Below are 18,761 nucleotides of genomic sequence, written 5' to 3' on the forward strand. Positions count from 1 at the left end.
GGCGGCAAAAATTACGGCGGCGGGTGGCATTGAATATTTGCCCAACTTTACATGCGGTCAAACGGTATTTTCACGTTCAACACACCGGTTAGAAATCCTTGATGAATGCAAAAATCTTTCAATTCTTCGGCTCGTTGAGAGATGGCAGATTGGCAAGTGAAGAAAGCCAAGGATTCCTTCTGCATGTCCGTCACGTCACCTTCGCTGAATGCATATGGCTACCCGTTGCTGATCAAGCAGCTGCTGACGCGTTCCAGGCTGGTCTCCGCCAGGCAAGAGATCGTCAGCGGCTCCAATATGCGGTTGACATATGCTCAGCTCAACGAACGCATCGGCCAGCTTGCCAATGCCCTCAAGGCCAGCGGTATTGGCGAGGGCATGCGTGTTGGTGTCATGGACTGGGATACGCACCGCTATCTTGAATGTTTCTTTGCGGTTCCGATGATGGGCGCTGTGCTGCACACGATCAACGTGCGTTTGTCGCCTGCGCAGGTCCTTTACACAATCAACCATGGGCAGCCGGACCTGATCATAGTGCATCAGGATTTCATGCCGCTTATTGATGAGATTAAATCGGATTTTGACCGGGACATTACCATTGTCCCCATCGGAAACGGAGACGGTTACGAAGACTGGATCGGGGGCGCTCCAACCGGGTTTGAATTTCCTGATTTTGACGAAAGCCGGACCGCAACACTGTTCTATACGACTGGAACCACCGGCAACCCCAAGGGCGTGAGCTATTCCCATCGCCAGCTGGTGCTTCACACTTTGGGCCTGATCGCTGGTTTTGGCGCATTCCCCGGAAACGCCGGGTTTCACCGCGGCGACGTCTACATGCCGCTGACACCTCTGTTTCACGTCCATGGATGGGGGTTTCCATATGCCGCGACGATGATGGGCGTGCGCCAAGTCTATCCAGGCCGCTACACGCCAGACGAAGTTCTGCGGCTGATTGCTGCTGAAGGCGTCACTTTTTCCCATTGCGTGCCCACCATTCTGTCCATGGTGCTCGACCATCCCGGCTGCCCGCAGACAGACCTGAGCCAGTGGAAAGTAATCATTGGCGGGGCCGCTTTACCGCGCGGCCTGCAGGAGCGCGCTGCTGCGGCTGGCATATCATTGCATGCGGCTTATGGAATGTCCGAAACCTGTCCGTTTCTGACGGTGGCAGATCTGTCCAGCGATGATCCGGAGAGACAGGCGCAAACCGGCTTTCCCGGCCCGCTTGTCGACCTTCGTGTCGTGACGCCAGATATGAAGGACGTCCCACATGACGGTGAAACAACCGGCGAAGTTGTTGCCCGGGCACCCTGGTTGACCCAGGGTTATTTCGGAAATGAGCAAGCCTCTGACGAACTGTGGGCTGGCGGGTATCTGCACACCGGGGATGTTGGCTACATCCGTGAGAATGGATCGTTGCAGATCACTGACCGACTCAAGGATGTGATCAAAACCGGCGGCGAATGGATTTCGTCACTGGCATTGGAAAACATAGCCTCCGCTTGTGCCGGCGTCGAAGACGTGGCCGCGATTGGCCTGCCACATGCCAAGTGGGGCGAAAGGCCGGTGCTGGTTGCTCAGCTTGCAAAGAATGCCGAACCGGATCAGGTGCGCCAAGTCATCCTGGAAGAATTCCAGTCGCGCGCTGACATGGGGGACCTGTCGAAGTGGGCGGTGCCAGACCGAATAGTCTTTGTCGAACGGCTTCCCAGGACCAGTGTTGGCAAGCTCGACAAGAAACTCTTGCGGCAAGAGATTTAAACAGGCGCGGACGTGAAATCATGACAGATAAGCAGCACCGTATTCAGGCCCTCATCCGAGCCATTGTCGCGTATTTGGAGACCCACCGCAGCGATGCGCCCGGTGTTGATCTGACGCTGGACAAGCTTGCAGCCATGGATCTTTCCTGCAGGCGGCAGCGTGATGTCCCTCCCCAGGGAACCCGTCATGATCAGGTGCTGACTCAAGCCATCGCCGGCATCACCGAGCCCAAACTGCTTGAAATCGCAAAATGCCTGTCTGCGGCTAAGGATGACCTGGTCTGGCGCGAGGACAACGCGCAGTTCTATCCGCCCGGCGCCGACCTGGGAGAGGGTTATATCAAGTGCAACTTGCATTCCTTGCTGATTGGCGCCGACGCCTGCGGGCATCACCACCCGGACTTTAGCCTGGGTATCTTCATGCTGGGTCCGCGGACGTTGTACCGCGACCATAACCACGACGCGCCTGAGCTTTATCTGAACCTGTCCGAGAGATCCGGCTGGCGGTTCAGATCCGGCGAATGGCAGGACTATGCTGCTGGATCGCTTATCTGGAACGCCGCGGGCGAGCCCCATGCCACCCGGGTCTATGATCAGCCGTTCATCTCGGTCTTTGTCTGGCTTGAGAACGTGAGTTCTCGCTGCAATGTCATCCACTTCGACGACTGGGCCGAGATCGAACAAGGTCTTGCCCAAAAGTCCATCTGAGGTTTCCCAAAATGTTTTCTATAGAACGCAGCGGCAGCGTTGCAGTCATCGAACTGAACGCTCCGCCAGTGAACGCCCTTGGCCTGAAGATGCGGCAAGCGCTCTCTTCGGCCGTTCATGAGTTAGAATCTGACGAGCAGGTCAAGGCCATCGTTTTATGTTCCGCACTGCCGCTTTTTTGCGGCGGCGCTGACATCGCCGAATTCCGCACAGGGGCAGTCTGGGACAAACCGGATCTGCCAGACCTGTGTGTAACAATTGAAACCAGCAGGAAACCTGTTGTCGCGGCAATTGCAGGCCCAGCGATGGGGGGCGCGCTGGAGATCGCACTTGCCTGTGACTACCGTGTTGCCACGCCGGAGGCAGTGATGGGCCTGCCCGAGATCAAGCTGGGGCTGCTGCCCGGTGCCGGCGGCACCCAAAGGCTGCCACGGATTGCCGGGTTGGAAGCGGCGACGCGGATGATCCTTTCCGGTGATCCCGTGAACGGCGATTATGCTCTGTCTTGCGGGCTGGTCGACGCGCTGTTTGAAAACAACCAGGATTTTCGCGCGCATGTTCTGGACTTCGCCACCGGGATTGCGCGTAAGGATGACCCGAAACGCAGTTGCGCGGATATGATCGTCACACACCCTGATCCGAAAAGTTTACTCGCAGGTTTCCGGCACGAGATTGCGCCAAAATCCGAAAGTCTTGTCGCTCCTGAGAGATGCCTGGAATCTATCGAGGCCGCTTGTGAATTGCCGCTGGCCGAGGGGCTGGCACAGGAAAAGGCAGGTTTTGCTGAGCTGCTGGAGACCCCTCAATCGCGCGCGGGCCGCCATCTGTTCTTTGCAGAGCGTGAATGCACCAAGGTTCCCGGCGTTTCACGCGGGCAGCGGCCACGTGACATTGCATCGGTCGCCGTGATCGGCGCGGGAACAATGGGGCGCGGCATCGCCATCGCCTTTCTTCAGGCGGGGTATCCGGTCACACTTTTGGAAACTACACAAGGGGCGCTGGAACAGGGGCTGGATCAGGTTTCAAAGCACTTCCAGCGTGCAGCTGACAAGGGACGGTTCAGTCCCGATCAGGCAGAGGCTTTTGCATCCAACGCCACAGGGACGCTCAGCTATGCAGACCTCGCAGATGCCGACCTGATCATCGAAGCAGCGTTTGAAAGCATGAATGTCAAACGCCAGATTTTCGAAGCGTTAGACCGGCACGCAAAACCTGGCGCGATACTGGCCTCAAACACATCGACGTTGGATCTTGATGAAATAGCCGCGGTCACGTCCCGTCCGGAGGATGCGATTGGTCTCCATTTCTTCAGCCCGGCCAATGTCATGCGCTTGCTGGAAGTGGTGCGCGGCGCCAAGACCGCACCCGATGTCATTGCGACGGCAATCACAGTCGCAAAGAAGATTCGAAAGCTCCCTGTCACGGTGGGCGTTTGCTACGGCTTTGTCGGGAACCGGATGCTGGAGCCATACTTCCGCGAAGGGTCCCGGCTGCTGCTTGAGGGGGCGGCGCCGAAACAGGTAGATGACGTCCTTGAAGGTTTCGGCATGGCCATGGGCATTCATGCGATGGCAGATCTGGCTGGGATCGATGTGGGCGCCCGCGTGCGTCAGGAGCGGCGAAGTGAAATTGCGCATGATCCGGCATACCAGGCAGTCCAGGACAGGCTTTTTGAATTGGGACGACTGGGTCAGAAGACCGGGCGAGGCAGCTATATCTACGAGGGCCGGACACGGGTTGAAGATCCCGAGGTTGTTCAAATCAGCAAAGAGCTGGCCACACGGCATGGTGTAGCGCACCGGCAAATCGACGATCAGGAAATCCTTGAGCGGTGTCTGTATCCCTTGATCAACGAGGGCTTTCTGATCCTTGAAGAAGGCATGGCAACGCGCCCTGGGGACTGCGACCTGATCTGGGTCAACGGCTATGGCTTTCCCGACTGGCGCGGCGGCCCAATGCACTATGCCGATGAAGTCGGATTGCCCCGCATTCTGGACCGCATGAACCACTACCGGCAATCGCTGGGCGCCTATGGCGAGATGTGGTTCACACCCGCGCCTTTGCTGGAGGAACTCGCAAACACGGGCGTGACACTTGCAGAGCACTTTGAGGCCAAAAAGGGAACATCATGAGAGAAGCCGTTATCGTCTCTACCGCACGAACCCCTATTGGGGTTGCCTTCAAGGGTGCGCTGAACAACATCAAATCCCCAACCATGATGGGGCACGCCATTCAGCACGCGGTTGAACGTGCAGGAGTGGACCCCGGATTGATCGAAGATGTTGTGATCGGATCGGTCCTGACTGCCGGAACAGGAGGGCTGAATGTCGGCCGCTTATCCGCGCTGGCGGCTGGACTTCCTGTCACTGTGTCTGGTCAGACGATAGACAGGCAATGTTCATCGGGATTAATGGCCATTGCGACGGCCGCAAAACAGATCATCGTGGATCGGCAGAACGTTGCGGTTGCAGGCGGGCAGGAGAATATTTCCGCGGTGCAGAATGCCTATCTGAAGTGGGCAGGTGATGAGAAGGACCCAAGCGTTACCGCCCAGTGCGAACATGCCTATATGCCGATGCTGATGACGGCTGAGAATGTGGCCCGGGTATATGGGATAAGCCGCGACGCTCAGGATGAATACGCAGCACTTTCGCAAAAGCGGACTGCACGGGCACAAGCCGCTGGCGCCTTTGACGACGAGATTGTCCCGATCACCGCCACCAAGCGGGTCAGGAACCGCGAAACCGGGGAGGAGACCCTGGAAGAGGTGACTTTGTCCAAGGATGAAGGCAACCGGCCAGGCACGACAGCCGAAACACTTGGCCAATTGAATCCTGTTTTGGAAAGGGGCGTCATCACAGCCGGCAATGCAAGCCAGCTTTCCGACGGGGCCTCGGCCTGTGTCCTGATGGAACGGAAAATTGCTGACCAGCATGGCCTTACACCCCTTGGCATCTATCGCGGCATGGCAGTCGCAGGCAATGCACCGGAAGAGATGGGGATCGGCCCAATCCATGCCATACCGAAATTGCTAAAGAATGCAGGTCTCGGTATCGATGACATCGGGCTTTGGGAGTTGAACGAGGCATTCGCTTGCCAGGCGCTCTATTGCCGCGACCATCTTGGCATTGATCCCGAGCTCTACAACGTGAACGGCGGTGCTATATCGATTGGCCACCCCTACGGCATGACAGGCGCGAGACAAGTCGGGCATGCTTTGCTTGAGGGCAAGCGTCGTGGCGAAAAATACGTGGTTACGTCCATGTGTGTCGGCGGAGGCATGGGGGCCGCAGCGTTGTTCGAAGTCACCTGACGCCACTGAAGTAAAATTAAGCGGCGCGTTATCTGACCGAGACATCGACGACCTGTCATCTGCGACGGTCGCCTTCCGCAGAAGACACGTTCCATCTCGGACGCAATGTGCAAATAACAGTCATTTGAGAACTCGCAGCGAAAGTCTGAAAAGTCCCGCTCCTTGTGAGTTGCCCGTTCCAACCTCGCTGCGCGCTGCGTCAATGGCCGGTTTCATCGCCGCGTCACAGCGCCAGATTTGGAGCGCATGCAGCATTTATTCCGCTGCGAGCGCACGCAGCAAAAATTCACAATGACCGGGTTGGGCTCGAACCTGACCTTTGCAGGTCTAGAAGTGCGCGGCACAACGGCGGTGCAGCCAGGCTTTGCCGCCTTTATATACGCCTTCACCGCACCACTCCCTCCGCCCTTAACCCAATTCTCACCAAATTTTCCGAAATTACCCTGCAGGACGTTTACCCAAACAGCAGGATTCCCCGTGACCGATTGGACCTCCGGCTATGTCGCCGGCATCGACTACACCTTCGACTTTCACCGCCAGCTGACCCCGGCTCTTCTGGGCTTCACCGCAACCGCGCAGGGGCTCCGGCACGGGCTGGACGGCAATAACCTCACCTATTGCGAGCTGGGCTGCGGCCAGGGCTTTTCCGCCAATCTGCTGGCGGCTGCCAATCCTCATATCGAATTCCATGCGATGGATTTCAGCCCCTCGCATATCGCCGGTGCCCGCGATCTGGCGCAGGAGGCGGCGCTGGAGAATGTGCGGTTCCATGAGCGCAGTTTTGAGGATTTCGGCGACACTTCCGGCTTGCCCGCGTCCTTCGACGTCATCGCGCTGCACGGCGTCTACAGCTGGGTGTCTGAGGAGAACCGCCAGCACATCCTGCGCTTTATCGCGGACCGGCTGAAACCGGGCGGGCTGGTCTATGTCAGCTGCAACACCCAGCCCGGCTGGGCCGCCGCCATGCCACTGCGCCGGATTCTGATGGCCCGGGCAGAGCAGGGCAGGGGCACCCTGCCGGAACGCATCCAGGAAGCGATGGCGTTCGGCCGCCAGCTGGCGGGCACCGGCGGCGGTTATTTCGAACGGAACCCGGCAGTTGCTGCCCGCCTGGGTCATATGGCGTCGATGCCTGCGAACTACGTGGCGCATGAGTATTTCAACCAGGACTGGACGCCCTTCTTCTTCGAGGATCTGGCCGCCGAACTGGGTACCGCCAAACTCAGCTTTGCGGGGTCGGTCAGCCTGATGGACAATCTCGACTGTGTCCGCTTCACCCCGCAGCAGCGCGCCTTGCTGGACAGCGAAAGCGACCCGCTCCGGCGCGAAGGCCTGCGCGATGTGCTGCTGAACGAGCATTTCCGCACCGATGTTTTTGTGAAAGGCAGGCGGGCCCATACCCCGCGCGGCAGCATTGGCGCCTGGTTTGCCACCCCGCTGGCGCTGACCCTGCCTTACCACGGCGGGACGCTCAAATTCCACCACCGCGGCCAGGATGTGCCGCTGGAGCGGGCGGACTACGCGCCTGTCCTGCAGGCGCTTGGTAACGGTCCGGCCACGGTGCGCGGCCTGCTGGATCAGGGCGCATTCGGCACCATGGAGTGGGGCGCCATCACCCGGATGCTGACGGTGCTGGCCGGCGCCGGCCAGATCGCACCCGCCTTGCCGCTGGAGGGGCTGGAGAGCCGCACCGCCGCCTGCCGCGCCTTCAACCGCGCCGTCTGCAAACGTGCGGAAGACAGTGATGCCCTGCGCTATCTGGCTTCGCCGGTCACCGGCGGCGGGGTAGAGCTGGACCGGTTCGAACAGCTGTTTCTCCTGGCCCGCAGCGAGGGGCTGGAAACGCCCGCCGAATGGGCGGATCTGGTCTGGCGGATTCTGGCGCCGCAGGGCCAGCGCCTGCAGCATGACGGAAGGGTGCTGGAGACGGAGGAGGAAAACCTGGCGCTGCTGCGCGCCCGCGCGGGCAATTTCGCCGCCCGCCGCCTGCCGTTTTGTGAAAGCCTTGGCTTAACGCTGGACGAGGGGCGCCGGATGCCGCGGCAGGCCCGGACCGCCGCGGCCTGACACGCGGAACTGCCGGGGCGGAAAAACTTCCTCCACCGCCCCGCATTAGCATTTCGGAAAGCACCGGCCAGTAAACCGGAACCCGCACGAGACAACCACTGACAGGAACTGATACGTGTCCTTTGAAGACCGCGCGCTGGCTGCTCAATCCACAGGCCGGGAATCTCCCTTTGCCCTTGATGAAGTGTTCTTTTCCCGCACCGATCCCCGCGGTGTGATTCAGGCAGGCAATGCCGTCTTCAGCCGGGTTGCCAAGTACCCGATGGAGGAGCTTCTGGGCGCGCCGCACAAGGTGATCCGCCACCCCGACATGCCACGCGCCGTGTTCCAGCTGCTGTGGGACACCATCAAAAACGGCGAAACCGTCGGCGCTTATGTCAAGAACCGGGCCCGCGACGGCAGCTTCTACTGGGTGTTTGCCGTGATCACGCCTTGCGACGGCGGCTTTCTTTCAGCCCGGATCAAACCGACCAGCCCGCTGCTCAAGACAGTGCAGCAGGAATACAGCGCCCTGCGCCAGATCGAACAGACCGAAGGGCTGAGCCCGCAGGAAGGCGCCGCCCGGCTGCTGGCCCGGCTGCGCGAATTGGGCTTTGCTGCCTACAGCGATTTTACCGGCCACGCCCTGGCAGAGGAATTGCTGGCCCGTGATGCGGGCCTGAAACGCCCGCCCTGCGACCGTCTGGCGGAACGGCGGGCAATGCACGCCACCGCCGGCCAGCTGTTTGAGGAGACAGAGGCACTGGTGCAGGAGTTCGAATCCATGCGCACCATTCCTCACAACCTGCGGGTCATTGCCTCGCGGATCGAACCGGCCGGCGGCCCGGTGACGGTGCTGTCCCAGAACTACAGCGCCATGTCGCGCGAGATGTCGAACTGGTTCGAGGCCCACGTCTGGGGCAAGGACAGCAACTTCCGCGCCATCAAGGGCACTGTGACCGCCGCCATCTTCGTCGAAGGCCTGGCCCGGATCCTGACTGAATGCGGCCATCAGCTGGAGCAGGAAGGCGCAACTGCAGCCGTCGACATCCCCCGCGAGCAGGGCATTCTGAGTGACCTGACGGAAATCCAGTTCAGCAAGGCCCGCGCCAGCCTGATGACCGTTCGGTTTGAGGCCGACCGCATCCAGAAAGCCTGCCAGACCCTGCACCGGCATTTCATGGCGCTGACCACCACCCGGGTGCTGTGCAAGATCGAATGCGCCCGGTTGGGCAACGTCGGGGAATCGCTGAACTCCATTATTGATGAGCTCGGCGTGTTCCAGGATAAGATTTCCGCCCGGCTCGAACGCATTTCAGACCTCAGCACTGCCCTCGCCAGCGACGAGGCCTGCGCCTAGGCCTTCGTCTCCGCCCAGCTCTTGCGGAAGGACGCGGGCGATTGCCCGTATCGCTTCTTGAAACGGATCGACAGCTGGGTGGCGCTGCTGAAGCCGGTTGCGGCAGATATCTCCGCCACAGTCATGTTGGTTTCATTCAACAGCGCCAGCGCCCGGCCCACCCGCAGGTCGATATAGAACTGCACCGGCGAGGTGCCGACATAGCGCTGGAACAGCCGCTCCAGCTGGCGGCGCGAGATCTGCGCGTGCTCGGCCACCACGCCCACCTCCACCGGCTCCTCGATGGTCTCATGCATGAACTGCATGGCGTTGATCAGGTGCTGGTTACGGCTGCTGAGCGCCACGGAATAGGCTGATTTCTGCAGCGCCTCGCGGTTGTTGGAACGGAAGTGGATGCACATGTCCGACACAATCACCGCCAGATCCTTGCCGTGGTCGGTCTCGATCATTTCCAGCATCATGTCGGTGGCCGCATTGCCGCCGCCGCAGGTCATCAGCCCCTTGTCGATCTCATAGAGGTTTGAGGTCGGCTCCAGCCCGGGGAAATACTCCGAGAACGATGGCTGGTTCTCCCAATGCAGGGTAAAGCGCTGGCCCTGAAGCAGCCCCGCCTGCGCCAGGGCAAAGGCGCCGGTGCAAATGCCGCCGAACCGGCTGCCGTGGGCATTCTGGCGCCGGATCCAGGACAGCACCTTGGGGCTGGCGCTGTCCGATGGCTCGATGCCCGCGCAGACAAAACCGAAGCTGCCCCGCGGCAGGTCTTCCAGCGTCATGTCAGTGTTGATGCCGATCCCATTGGAGCAGGGCACCGGCGCACCGTCCTCGCTCAGCAGGAACCAGCGGTACAGCTCCTTGCCGGTCACCTGGTTGGCGATCCGCAAGGGCTCCACTGCGGCGCTGAAGGCCAGCATGGTCAGCTTCGGCAGAAGCACAAAATAGATGTCTTTGGGCGGCCCGTCGTAATCGACCCGGAAACTGGCCGCACCCTTCGGGACAAAGCTGCGGAATGTCATATCGCTAACCTAACAGATGGGACGTTCACAGTGAAACGCGCGCCGGAGGGGAGGCTCCGGCGCGCGCGGGGAAGGATCAGGCGGTCAGTTCCTGCACCGGCTCGCCGCTGTCCTCCCAGGCCGCGATCTCATCGTCGCTTGCCTTGGGCGAGAACAGCCCGGTCATCGCGTAGAAGATACCGATGAGCGGCGACAGCCAGCAGGCAAAAGCCAGCGGGATGTACAGCAGGTTCTCAAAGTTGCCGTCGGCAATCCCCAGCGCCAGCGCCGAGATCACAAAGGCGCCGCCCGCGTTCCAGGGGATCAGCGGTGACACCAGCGTGCCGCCTTCCTCGATGGCGCGCGACAGGTTCAGCGGCGAATACTTCATGCCGCGATACACAGGCGCATACATCCGCCCCGGCAGGGCAATCGACAGATAGGGGTCGCCTGCGACGGTGTTGGTCGCCACCGAGGTCAGAATGGCCGACGTCTGGATACCGGCAAAGCTCTTCACCCGGGCGATGATCACCTCGATGATCGCCTGCAGGCAACCGGTGCGCTCCAGCGCACCGCCGAACCCCAGCGCCAGCAGCACCAGCGAGATCGTCCACATCATCGACTGGATGCCGCCGCGGTTCAGCAGCGGGTCGATTTCCGCCACGCCGGTGTCGATGGAATACCCGCTGTTGGCAAAGGTGAAGGTCTCATGCAGGCCCGCGCCCTGGCAGGCCATCGCCATGATGCCGCCGACAACAGCACCGGCAAACAGCGACGGGATCGGCGGCTGCTTCTTCACCGCCAGCACGATCACCAGCAGGGCGGGCAGCAGCATCAGCGGCGAAATCCAGAACGCCTCGTCCAGCGCCGCGGTGATCGCATCGATCCGCTCGAACGACACTTGCGAGGTGTCGATCAGGGTGAACCCGACAACCAGATAGATCCCGAGCGCAATCAGCATCGACGGCACGGTGGTCGGCAGCATGTTGCGGATGTGGTCGAACAGGTTGGTGCCGGTGACGGCAGGGGCCAGGTTGGTGGTGTCCGACAGGGGCGAGATCTTGTCGCCGAAGAAGGCGCCCGAAACCACCGCGCCGGCGGTCCAGTACATCGGAATGCCAAAGCCCGCGCCGATTCCCATCAGCGCCAGGCCGACGGTGCCCACGGTGCCCCAGGAGGTGCCCAGCGACACGGACACGATGGAGCACAGCACCATGCCCGCAGCCAGGAACAGCTCCGGCGACAGGATTTTCAGGCCGTAATAGATCAGCGTCGGCACGGTGCCGCTGGCAATCCAGATGCCGACGATCATGCCGACGGTGATCAGGATCGACACCGACGGCAGCGAGATGTTGATGACGTGGAACACGCCCTCTTCGATATTGTCCCACTTGTGGCCCAGCTTCAGGCCGACCAGCGCGGTGATGGCAATGCCGATCGCCAGCGGGATATGCGGGGTGAAATCCCCGAAATAGAACAGCTGGATGCCCAGCACCAAGAGGGTCAGCAGGATCGGCAGCAGCGCCAGTCCCAGACCGGGTTTTGCGGTATTCGGATCAGATGGTGACACGGGGTTTCTCCTCCCTTGGGTCAAAACGCCTTGTTTGGCGGATGCGGATACACACCAGAGATCGCCGCCGCGGACTCGATGCCAGCGCGCCGGAATCCACAGGTATTGCGACATCCGGGGAGAACGGCCCGTTTCGGGGAGGTGTGGACGGTTGAGGGGAAATTTCCCTCGCCCGGGTCGTTTCTGCCCGTGCCGCTAAGGGAAACGCAGCTGCAGCACTGCCGTCCTCCGCCGTGCGCGAAAGGCCACATATTCGGCCGCATTTCGGCTGCTTTCTGGATTATCCCGCTGTATGAATTACTCTGAGAAGTGGGCTAACTGCTTGGGAACCGGAATGAAAAGGCTGCGCAACCCCCGGACCGGGGTCGAACAGGGCGATGTCACCGTCTTCTCGGATTTCGAGAAGGGCGGCGAGATGTGGACCGGCACCGGGCCGCGGATCCGGCGCCAGCCGGTTGCTTTCAGCACGCCCTATGCCAGCCCGCCGGCGGTGCATGTGTCGGTGTCGCTCTGGGATATGGCCACCACCGCTCCGATCCGCGCGGAACTGGTGGCGGAAAATATCACCTGCGAAGGATTCGAGATCGTCTTCCGCACCTGGGCCGACAGCCGTGCTGCCCGCCTGCGCGCGTCCTGGATGGCCATCGGCGAACTGCCTCATGCCGATGACTGGGACGTGGACTAGGCTCAGGTCAGCTTCGACAGCACGCTCAGGATTTCCTTGCCGCCATCGGTCAGGTCGCGCGCGTCGCGCAGCGACTTGGCGCTGCCGGTTGCAACCGTGCCCAGGGCCTGCACCATTGCCTTGTGATCTTCGGCCATCCGTGTCAGTGCAGCCCGCATGGCGGCGCTGTCCGGCCAGGTCTTGACCAGCGCCTGCACCCTGGCGGCATTGGCATCCAGCTGTTTCTGCAGCCCGGCCGCCTCCTTGCCGCCGCTGTCCTCGACCAGCTTCAGCGCCCGCTTCAGGCCGCGCTGCTCCGCAGCCAGCTGCGCTACCGCCATCTCCGAAGACGCCCGGTGCGCCTCCATCGCTTTGATCCGCTTTGCCACGCCCTTCAGCGCATCCGCCACCGCCGCCAGATCGCGCTTGGCCGCCCCCAGTTCGGTGTCATAGTCATTCAGCGCTTTCGACAGGTCCTCCTTCATCTTCATGCTGGCGCTGGCCCCTTTCAGCGCCGCCGAAGCTACCCCCGCCACATTGCCCGTGACCGCCGACGCCACCGCCGAGGCGATTGCCAGCACCGGCACCGCCGTCACCCGGCCGACCGTCTTGATCTTCTGCTTCTGCAGGTCCTTCAGCTCTGGCTCGCGGGCTTTCTTGACAACTTCCACCAGCACCTGATCGGCCATTTTCGGCGCCACCCGCTGGCTCCAGTTCTCCCACAGCGCCTTGATGTTCTTTTCCTCGTCCTGCAGGAATTTCGAGGCCCTGGCGCTGTCCATCCCGTCCTTCTCTATCACCGCACCCAGTGCTGCGATGTCGCTGTTCAGCTGCTTCAGAAACCCGGCTGAGCGTGCCTTGACCAGCGCATTGAAGGCCTTGTCCATTCCGTCCCGGAGCGTCTTGGCTGCGGGTTTTGACGGGGCGGTCCCCAGATCCATCTCAATTCTGCAGGCCATCTCGACAGGCTTCAGAAACTTGTGCCCCTTGGGCGCCTCTGACATTTCACAGACAAGCATCTTGCGGGAAATCGAAACCGTGAACATGTAAAACCCTTCCTTGGTCATGACAGGAAACTGACGGCACGGGAGACAGACTACCTTGGCATGACGGTCAAACCAGTCTTGAATTCCGCTATCGGCGCAGGAGTCAGCGCAGGGCCCGCGTCTTGCCTGCCCGGGATCCCGCCCGCAGAAGCCTTTGAAACTTGGGGCACTCCAGATGGCTGGGCGCTGGACAGTCCGCCACGTGGCGCAGTGCGGTCTTCAGCACGGTCAGCTCGCGGATCTGTGCTTCCAGCGCATCGGCGCGCGCGTGCAGCTGGTCCCGCGGCAGATCGGGCTGGCCGTCCTTGCCGAACATGCCCGCGACCTCCTGCAGCGAAAATCCCGCCGCCTTGCCCAGGGTGATCAGCGACAGCTGCAGCAGGACCTCCGGCCCGAACTGCCGCCTGAGCCCCTTGCGCGCCGCCGAAGCGATCAGCCCCAGATCCTCGTAATACCGCAGCGCAGAGGGTGCCACGCCAGAGCGTTCCGCGACCTCGCCAATATCCAGAAGTTTCATCCTTGACCTCAAGCTGGCTTCAATTGGCAGGCTGCCAGCCTTGAACGGACAGGACAAGGAAAATCCCCGATGACGAGCAACAACCTAAGCCTTTGGCGGAATCCCCAGGCCATTGCGCTGCTGATGGCCGCCAGCCTCACGGTGATGGCCAACGCCACCATCAGCCCGGCGCTGGCAGGGCTGGAGCAAGAGTTTTCAGATATGCCTGATGCGGGTTTCCTGGTGCGGCTGCTGGTCACCGCACCCTCGCTCGGGGTGATGCTGACCGCGCCGCTGGCGGGCTGGCTCATCGACGGCAAGGGGCGGCGGCCCGTGCTGCTGACGGGGATCTGGCTGTTCCTCCTGTGCGGCACCGCGGGGTATTACCTGCCAGGCCTGCACCTGATGCTCATCAGCCGCTTTGGACTTGGCATTGCCGTCGGGCTGATCATGACCGCGCAGACCGCGCTGATCGGCGATTATTTCACCGGTGCCAGCCGCCAGGCCCTGACCGGGCTGCAGATCTCTGCCCGCAATTTCGGCGGGCTGGTTTTCATCGGAACCGCCGGGCTGGCCGCCACCCTGTCGCCGCGGCTGCCGTTCCTGATCTACGGGCTGGCGGTGCTGTGTCTTTACACCGTCTGGCGCCACGCCCCCGAACCCCGGCGCAGCACCGGCGGGGCAGGGCAGGCGGAAACACCGGGCCACCCGGCCTGGCTGCCGCTGGTCATTGCCGTCTCTGCGCTGCAGATGCTGACCAATGGCCTATTCTTCATGATGCCGACCCAGCTGCCGTTCTTCTTTGCCTCCCAGGGCTTCAACAGCGCGCTGATGACCGGCGCCGGGCTGGGTCTCTTGTCGCTTTGCGGCGGTATCGCCGCGCTCTTTTACGGCCGGCTCAAATCCAGGCTGCTGCACAGCGCCGTATTTGCCCTCGGCTATGGCGCGCTTGCTCTGGGGTTCACGGTACTGGCACAGCAGGGCAGCGCCGCCCTGTCCCTCGCAGGCGCGATGGCTGTCGGCATCGGCTACGCCACGGTTTCGCCGGGATTTGTCGCGATCGCTCTGGCGCTTGCTCCGTCCGCGCGCCGCGGCACTGCCGGCGCCATCCTTACGGCCTCGGTGTTCTGCGGCCAGTTCCTGTCGCCGTTCTTCACCACGCCGGCCATTGCCCGGTGGGGCTACGGCGGCACATTCGGCATGGCTGCAGCGGGTATTGCGCTGATGGCACTGACGGCCTTGACCGTTGCCCTGTCCGCAGGCCGCCGCCGCGTTGCCCCGTAAAAGAAAAGCCCCGCACAACGGCGGGGCTTCCTCAAATCCTGCAAGCGGGGCTTCCTCAGCCGCCGTTGGAATAGAGGCTCTCGTAGATCGGAACCAGGGTCTTGTCCTCGAACAGCGACGAAACGCTGGTGCCGTGCCAGATGTTCAGGATCGCCTGGGTGAACAGCGGCGCGGTCGGCACGATGCGGATGTTCGGCGCAGCCTTCACCTCTTCGGTCGGCTGGATCGAGTCGGTCAGCACCAGCGATTTCATCACCGAGTTGGTGACGCGCTCAACCGCGGGGCCGCTCATCACGCCGTGGGTGATATAGGCGTGCACTTCCTTGGCGCCGTTATCCAGCAGCACTTGCGCCGCCTTGCACAGCGTGCCGGCAGTGTCGCACATGTCGTCGACGATTAGGCAGATCTTGTCCTTCACGTCGCCGATCACGGTCATCTCCGCCACTTCACCGGGCTTCTCGCGGCGCTTGTCAACGATCGACAGCGGCGCGTTGATGCGCTTGGCCAGCTCGCGGGCACGGGCCACGCCGCCAACGTCCGGCGACACCACCATCAGCTCGCCCATCCGGTCCTTGAACTGGTCCTTCACGTCCAACGCAAAGATCGGGCTGGCATAGAGGTTGTCCACCGGAATGTCGAAGAAGCCCTGGATCTGCGCCGCGTGCAGGTCCATGGTCAGCACCCGCTCGATGCCCGCACCGGTCAGCATGTTGGCGACCAGCTTGGCCGAGATCGGCGTGCGCGCCTTGGTGCGGCGGTCCTGGCGGGCATATCCGAAGTAGGGGATCACCGCGGTGATGCGCTGGGCAGAGGAGCGGCGCAGCGCGTCGGCGATGATCAGCAGTTCCATCAGGTTGTCATTGGCCGGGTTCGAGGTCGGCTGGATGATGAACATGTCCTCGCCGCGGACGTTCTCATAGACTTCGACGAAGATCTCGCCGTCATTGAACCGCTCGACGCGGGCATCCACCAGCCCCTGGTCGACACCGCGGTGCATGCTCATGCGGCGGGTAATGGCTTGGGCAAGAGGAAGGTTGGCGTTCCCAGCAATCAGCTTGGGTTCGTTCAAGGTCGGCATTGGCTGTTATCCCCAGGCAGCAATGGCAATGTGTCAGATTCGTGATATTGAACCCCGCTTATCATGCACTTACCCTCGCGCATAGTTCTAAGCGGGAGAAACAGCTTTTGGTGGCATCCGGGATACCCCCTTCAACCCCGCGTCAAACTTCGTGCCGCGCGCCCCAGGTGTTCCACCGCAGCTTCGGCAACGGCCCGCGCCCCGTGCTGGCGGTGCATTGCTCGCTGGCCCATTCCGGCGCCTGGCGCGGTGTGGCTGAGGCGCTGGCCGGGGACATCACCCTCACCGCCTTCGATATGCTCAGCCATGGCCGCAGTCCGGACTGGGACGGGCAGGGCAACTACCAGCTGTTGAACATGCAGGCAGGGCTTTCGCTGCTGACGGCCCCCGTGGACCTCGTCGGCCACTCTTTCGGCGCCACGGTAGCGCTGCGCATGGCGATGGCCCGCCCCGATCTGGTGCGCAGCCTCACCCTGATTGAGCCGGTGCTGTTCGCCGCCGCGCAGGACGAGGACCCTGCCGCCTTTGCCGAACTTGAGGCCGCCAGTCAGCCCGCCGAGGCGGCCTGGGCCTCTGGCGACCGCGAGCGGACCACCCGGCTGTTCAACCGCATGTGGGGCACAGGAGAGCCTAAATGGCCCGATCTGCCAGCCCCCGCCCGCGCCGCCATGGTCCGCGCCATGCCGGTGGTGATGGCCAGCCGCGCGGTGCTGCATTCGGATGCAAACGGCACCCTGGTGCCCGGCGCGCTGGACACCGTGACGATGCCGGTGCAGATCCTGACTGGGGCCGCCAGCCCGCCCGTCATCCCCGCCATCACCCGCAGCCTCTGCCGCCGTCTGCCCGCAGCCGCGCACACCGCGGTGCCGGGCGCGGGCCACATGCTGCCAATTACCCACCCGGCGGAAACCGCCGCGCTGCTGCGCCGCTTCTGGCAGGCGCACTGACCCTTTGCACCACCGCGATGGACGCGGCAGGATAGGGGCCAAGGCCCGCAGACAGGAGACGGCACAGATGGCATCGAAAAAGGACCTGCTGAAAACCCTCCTCAAAGGGCTGGAGACCGGCGACCCGGCCTCTGCCTCCGTCGTCAACGAGGCGAAATACATCCAGCACAACCCGCAGACCCACGAGGGCAGCGAGGGGCTGGCGGTGCTTTTCGCCCGCCTCGCCAAGACCTCGCCCCGCGTCACCTTTAAACGGGTGTTCGAGGATGGCGATTTCGCCTTTGCCCATATCGAATACGATTTCTCCTCGCTGCGCGCGGCCTTTGAGGTGTTCCGCTTCGAGGACGGCCAGGCCGTGGAGCATTGGGACAATATCCAGTCCCTGCGCGGCCCCAACCCGTCAGGCCGCGGCATGCAGGACGGCGCCACGGAGATCACCGGTCTGCACAAGACCGGGGCCAACCGTACCCTCGCGCGCAGTTACACGGAGAAGGTGCTGATCGGACGCCAGCTGGACCTCCTGCCGGATTTTGTCCGCGCGGATCTCATCCAGCACAACCCGGACCTTGCCGACGGCCTGCCTGCCTTGAATGACGCGCTGGCAGCCACGGAAGACGGCATGCCCGTAATTCAGTACCAGCATCTCCACCGGGTGCTGGCAGAGGGCAACTTCGTGCTCTGCGCCTGCGAGGGCCAGCGGGGCGGCATCCACACCAGCTTCTACGATCTCTACCGCATCGAGGACGGCAGGATCGCCGAACACTGGGACACGATCGAAGCCATCCCCCCGCGCAGTGAATGGAAGAACGGCAACGGCAAGTTCTGACAACAGGTGCCAAATGCTCTATCCTGTGCCTGACCGGTGAAACGCGCGGCAAACAGCAGGAGGCCCCCATGCCCGGACTGGATTTCTGGTATTCGATCGGCAGCACCTACAGTTACCTCACCGTGATGCGTATCGGTGACGCGGCAGCGCAGGCGGGCATTCCCGTCCGATGGCGCCCCTTCAACGTGCGCCATGTGATGACGGTGCAGAACAACATCCCGTTCAAGGACAAGCCGGAAAAGACCGCCTATATGTGGCGCGACATCGAACGCCGCGCCGGGCGCTACGGCTTTCACGCAAGGCTGCCCGCGCCTTATCCGCTGCCGGAACTTGTACTGGCCAACCAGGTCGCCGCGCTGGGCGCGGCAGAGGGCTGGGGCGAGGCCTATACCCAGGCCGCCTACCGCTGCTGGTTTGAGGCCGGCCAGCCTGCGGGCGAGGACCCGAACCTTTCCGCCAGCCTCCAGGCCGCGGGCCAGGATCCAGACCGCGTGCTGGCAGAGGCGGTGTCGGACAAGACCGTCAAACTGCTGGCGGACGCAACGGAAGAGGCAATGGCGCTGGGCATCTTCGGCGCGCCCAGCTTCGTTGTAGCGGGGGAGGTCTTCTGGGGCGACGACCGGCTGGAGGACGCCCTTCTCTGGGCGCAGGGCAACCGTTAGGCGCCG

General features: G+C 62.4%; 16 protein-coding genes. 11 read left to right on the top strand and 5 right to left on the bottom strand.

Going from position 1 to position 18,761, the window contains the following annotated elements; translation table 11 throughout:
* Positions 1 to 156: 156 nt before the first annotated feature.
* The 6 genes from N6L27_RS08980 (at position 157) to N6L27_RS09005 (ending at position 9,190) form a co-directional block, all read left to right on the top strand.
* Positions 157 to 1,764: a fatty acid--CoA ligase gene (locus N6L27_RS08980; protein WP_271906907.1), complete on the top strand. Its 1,608-nt coding sequence runs from the start codon at positions 157 to 159 to the stop codon at positions 1,762 to 1,764.
* A gap of 20 nt (positions 1,765 to 1,784) precedes the next feature.
* The gene (locus N6L27_RS08985) at positions 1,785 to 2,471 is read left to right on the top strand and encodes a dimethylsulfonioproprionate lyase family protein (protein WP_237457032.1); all 687 of its coding nucleotides are present in this window, start codon (positions 1,785 to 1,787) and stop codon (positions 2,469 to 2,471) included.
* A gap of 11 nt (positions 2,472 to 2,482) precedes the next feature.
* Positions 2,483 to 4,603 (top strand): 3-hydroxyacyl-CoA dehydrogenase NAD-binding domain-containing protein, encoded by a 2,121-nt coding sequence (locus N6L27_RS08990; protein ID WP_271906908.1) that lies wholly within the window; start codon positions 2,483 to 2,485, stop codon positions 4,601 to 4,603.
* Positions 4,600 to 5,784 carry an acetyl-CoA C-acyltransferase gene (locus N6L27_RS08995; protein ID WP_271906909.1) on the top strand — a complete coding sequence of 395 codons (1,185 nt, stop codon included), beginning with the start codon at positions 4,600 to 4,602 and terminating at the stop codon, positions 5,782 to 5,784. Before N6L27_RS08990 ends, N6L27_RS08995 begins: the two co-directional genes overlap by 4 nt.
* 477 nt (positions 5,785 to 6,261) lie before the next feature.
* Complete coding sequence (locus N6L27_RS09000) at positions 6,262 to 7,851, top strand: class I SAM-dependent methyltransferase (protein ID WP_271906910.1); 1,590 nt, start codon at positions 6,262 to 6,264, stop codon at positions 7,849 to 7,851.
* A 115-nt stretch (positions 7,852 to 7,966) separates the two neighbouring features.
* A complete protein-coding gene (locus N6L27_RS09005) occupies positions 7,967 to 9,190 on the top strand; it encodes a PAS domain-containing protein (RefSeq protein WP_271906911.1) in 1,224 nt (407 codons plus the stop codon).
* On the opposite strand, the gene N6L27_RS09010 is transcribed toward N6L27_RS09005, so the two are convergent.
* Both N6L27_RS09010 and nhaC read right to left on the bottom strand, forming a co-directional pair.
* Complete coding sequence (locus N6L27_RS09010; protein ID WP_271906913.1) at positions 9,187 to 10,203, bottom strand: GlxA family transcriptional regulator; 1,017 nt, start codon at positions 10,201 to 10,203, stop codon at positions 9,187 to 9,189. The genes N6L27_RS09005 and N6L27_RS09010 overlap by 4 nt on opposite strands.
* Positions 10,204 to 10,279: 76 nt before the next feature.
* On the bottom strand, positions 10,280 to 11,752 hold the full coding sequence (gene nhaC / locus N6L27_RS09015; RefSeq protein WP_271906914.1) for a Na+/H+ antiporter NhaC: 1,473 nt from the start codon (positions 11,750 to 11,752) through the stop codon (positions 10,280 to 10,282).
* A gap of 334 nt (positions 11,753 to 12,086) precedes the next feature.
* On the opposite strand from nhaC, the gene N6L27_RS09020 reads away from it, so the two are divergent.
* A complete protein-coding gene (locus tag N6L27_RS09020; protein WP_271906915.1) occupies positions 12,087 to 12,437 on the top strand; it encodes an H-type lectin domain-containing protein in 351 nt (116 codons plus the stop codon).
* A gap of 2 nt (positions 12,438 to 12,439) precedes the next feature.
* On the opposite strand, the gene N6L27_RS09025 is transcribed toward N6L27_RS09020, so the two are convergent.
* A complete protein-coding gene (locus tag N6L27_RS09025) occupies positions 12,440 to 13,483 on the bottom strand; it encodes a hypothetical protein (protein WP_271906916.1) in 1,044 nt (347 codons plus the stop codon).
* 82 nt (positions 13,484 to 13,565) lie between these two features.
* On the bottom strand, positions 13,566 to 13,979 hold the full coding sequence (locus N6L27_RS09030) for a helix-turn-helix domain-containing protein (protein WP_271906917.1): 414 nt from the start codon (positions 13,977 to 13,979) through the stop codon (positions 13,566 to 13,568).
* Between the two features lie 69 nt (positions 13,980 to 14,048).
* Here N6L27_RS09030 and N6L27_RS09035 point away from each other — a divergent pair, with 69 nt between their 5' ends.
* Entirely contained in the window at positions 14,049 to 15,242 is a 1,194-nt protein-coding gene (locus tag N6L27_RS09035) for an MFS transporter (RefSeq protein WP_271906918.1), read from the top strand.
* Between the two features lie 55 nt (positions 15,243 to 15,297).
* On the opposite strand, the gene N6L27_RS09040 is transcribed toward N6L27_RS09035, so the two are convergent.
* Complete coding sequence (locus tag N6L27_RS09040; protein ID WP_039185814.1) at positions 15,298 to 16,320, bottom strand: ribose-phosphate pyrophosphokinase; 1,023 nt, start codon at positions 16,318 to 16,320, stop codon at positions 15,298 to 15,300.
* A gap of 167 nt (positions 16,321 to 16,487) precedes the next feature.
* On the opposite strand from N6L27_RS09040, the gene N6L27_RS09045 reads away from it, so the two are divergent.
* The 3 genes from N6L27_RS09045 (at position 16,488) to N6L27_RS09055 (ending at position 18,755) form a co-directional block, all read left to right on the top strand.
* Positions 16,488 to 17,267, top strand: a complete 780-nt coding sequence (locus tag N6L27_RS09045; protein ID WP_271906920.1) for an alpha/beta fold hydrolase — start codon at positions 16,488 to 16,490, stop codon at positions 17,265 to 17,267.
* Between the two features lie 67 nt (positions 17,268 to 17,334).
* Positions 17,335 to 18,093: a nuclear transport factor 2 family protein gene (locus N6L27_RS09050; RefSeq protein ID WP_271906921.1), complete on the top strand. Its 759-nt coding sequence runs from the start codon at positions 17,335 to 17,337 to the stop codon at positions 18,091 to 18,093.
* A 68-nt stretch (positions 18,094 to 18,161) separates the two neighbouring features.
* On the top strand, positions 18,162 to 18,755 hold the full coding sequence (locus tag N6L27_RS09055; protein ID WP_271906922.1) for a 2-hydroxychromene-2-carboxylate isomerase: 594 nt from the start codon (positions 18,162 to 18,164) through the stop codon (positions 18,753 to 18,755).
* Positions 18,756 to 18,761: the final 6 nt, after the last annotated feature.

Source organism: Leisingera sp. SS27, from assembly GCF_028368855.1.
Lineage (GTDB): Bacteria > Pseudomonadota > Alphaproteobacteria > Rhodobacterales > Rhodobacteraceae > Leisingera.

Bases quoted from the DNA above. Each gene is read 5' to 3' on its own strand.
- N6L27_RS08990 (WP_271906908.1), top strand. From the start codon at position 2,483: ATGTTTTCTATAGAACGCAGCGGCAGCGTTGCAGTCATCGAACTGAAC.
- N6L27_RS09030 (WP_271906917.1), bottom strand. From the start codon at position 13,979: ATGAAACTTCTGGATATTGGCGAGGTCGCGGAACGCTCTGGCGTGGCA.
- N6L27_RS08985 (WP_237457032.1), top strand. From the start codon at position 1,785: ATGACAGATAAGCAGCACCGTATTCAGGCCCTCATCCGAGCCATTGTC.
- N6L27_RS09020 (WP_271906915.1), top strand. From the start codon at position 12,087: ATGAAAAGGCTGCGCAACCCCCGGACCGGGGTCGAACAGGGCGATGTC.
- N6L27_RS09025 (WP_271906916.1), bottom strand. From the start codon at position 13,483: ATGACCAAGGAAGGGTTTTACATGTTCACGGTTTCGATTTCCCGCAAG.
- N6L27_RS08995 (WP_271906909.1), top strand. From the start codon at position 4,600: ATGAGAGAAGCCGTTATCGTCTCTACCGCACGAACCCCTATTGGGGTT.
- N6L27_RS09055 (WP_271906922.1), top strand. From the start codon at position 18,162: ATGCCCGGACTGGATTTCTGGTATTCGATCGGCAGCACCTACAGTTAC.
- N6L27_RS09010 (WP_271906913.1), bottom strand. From the start codon at position 10,203: ATGACATTCCGCAGCTTTGTCCCGAAGGGTGCGGCCAGTTTCCGGGTC.
- N6L27_RS09050 (WP_271906921.1), top strand. From the start codon at position 17,335: ATGGCATCGAAAAAGGACCTGCTGAAAACCCTCCTCAAAGGGCTGGAG.
- N6L27_RS09035 (WP_271906918.1), top strand. From the start codon at position 14,049: ATGACGAGCAACAACCTAAGCCTTTGGCGGAATCCCCAGGCCATTGCG.
- N6L27_RS09040 (WP_039185814.1), bottom strand. From the start codon at position 16,320: ATGCCGACCTTGAACGAACCCAAGCTGATTGCTGGGAACGCCAACCTT.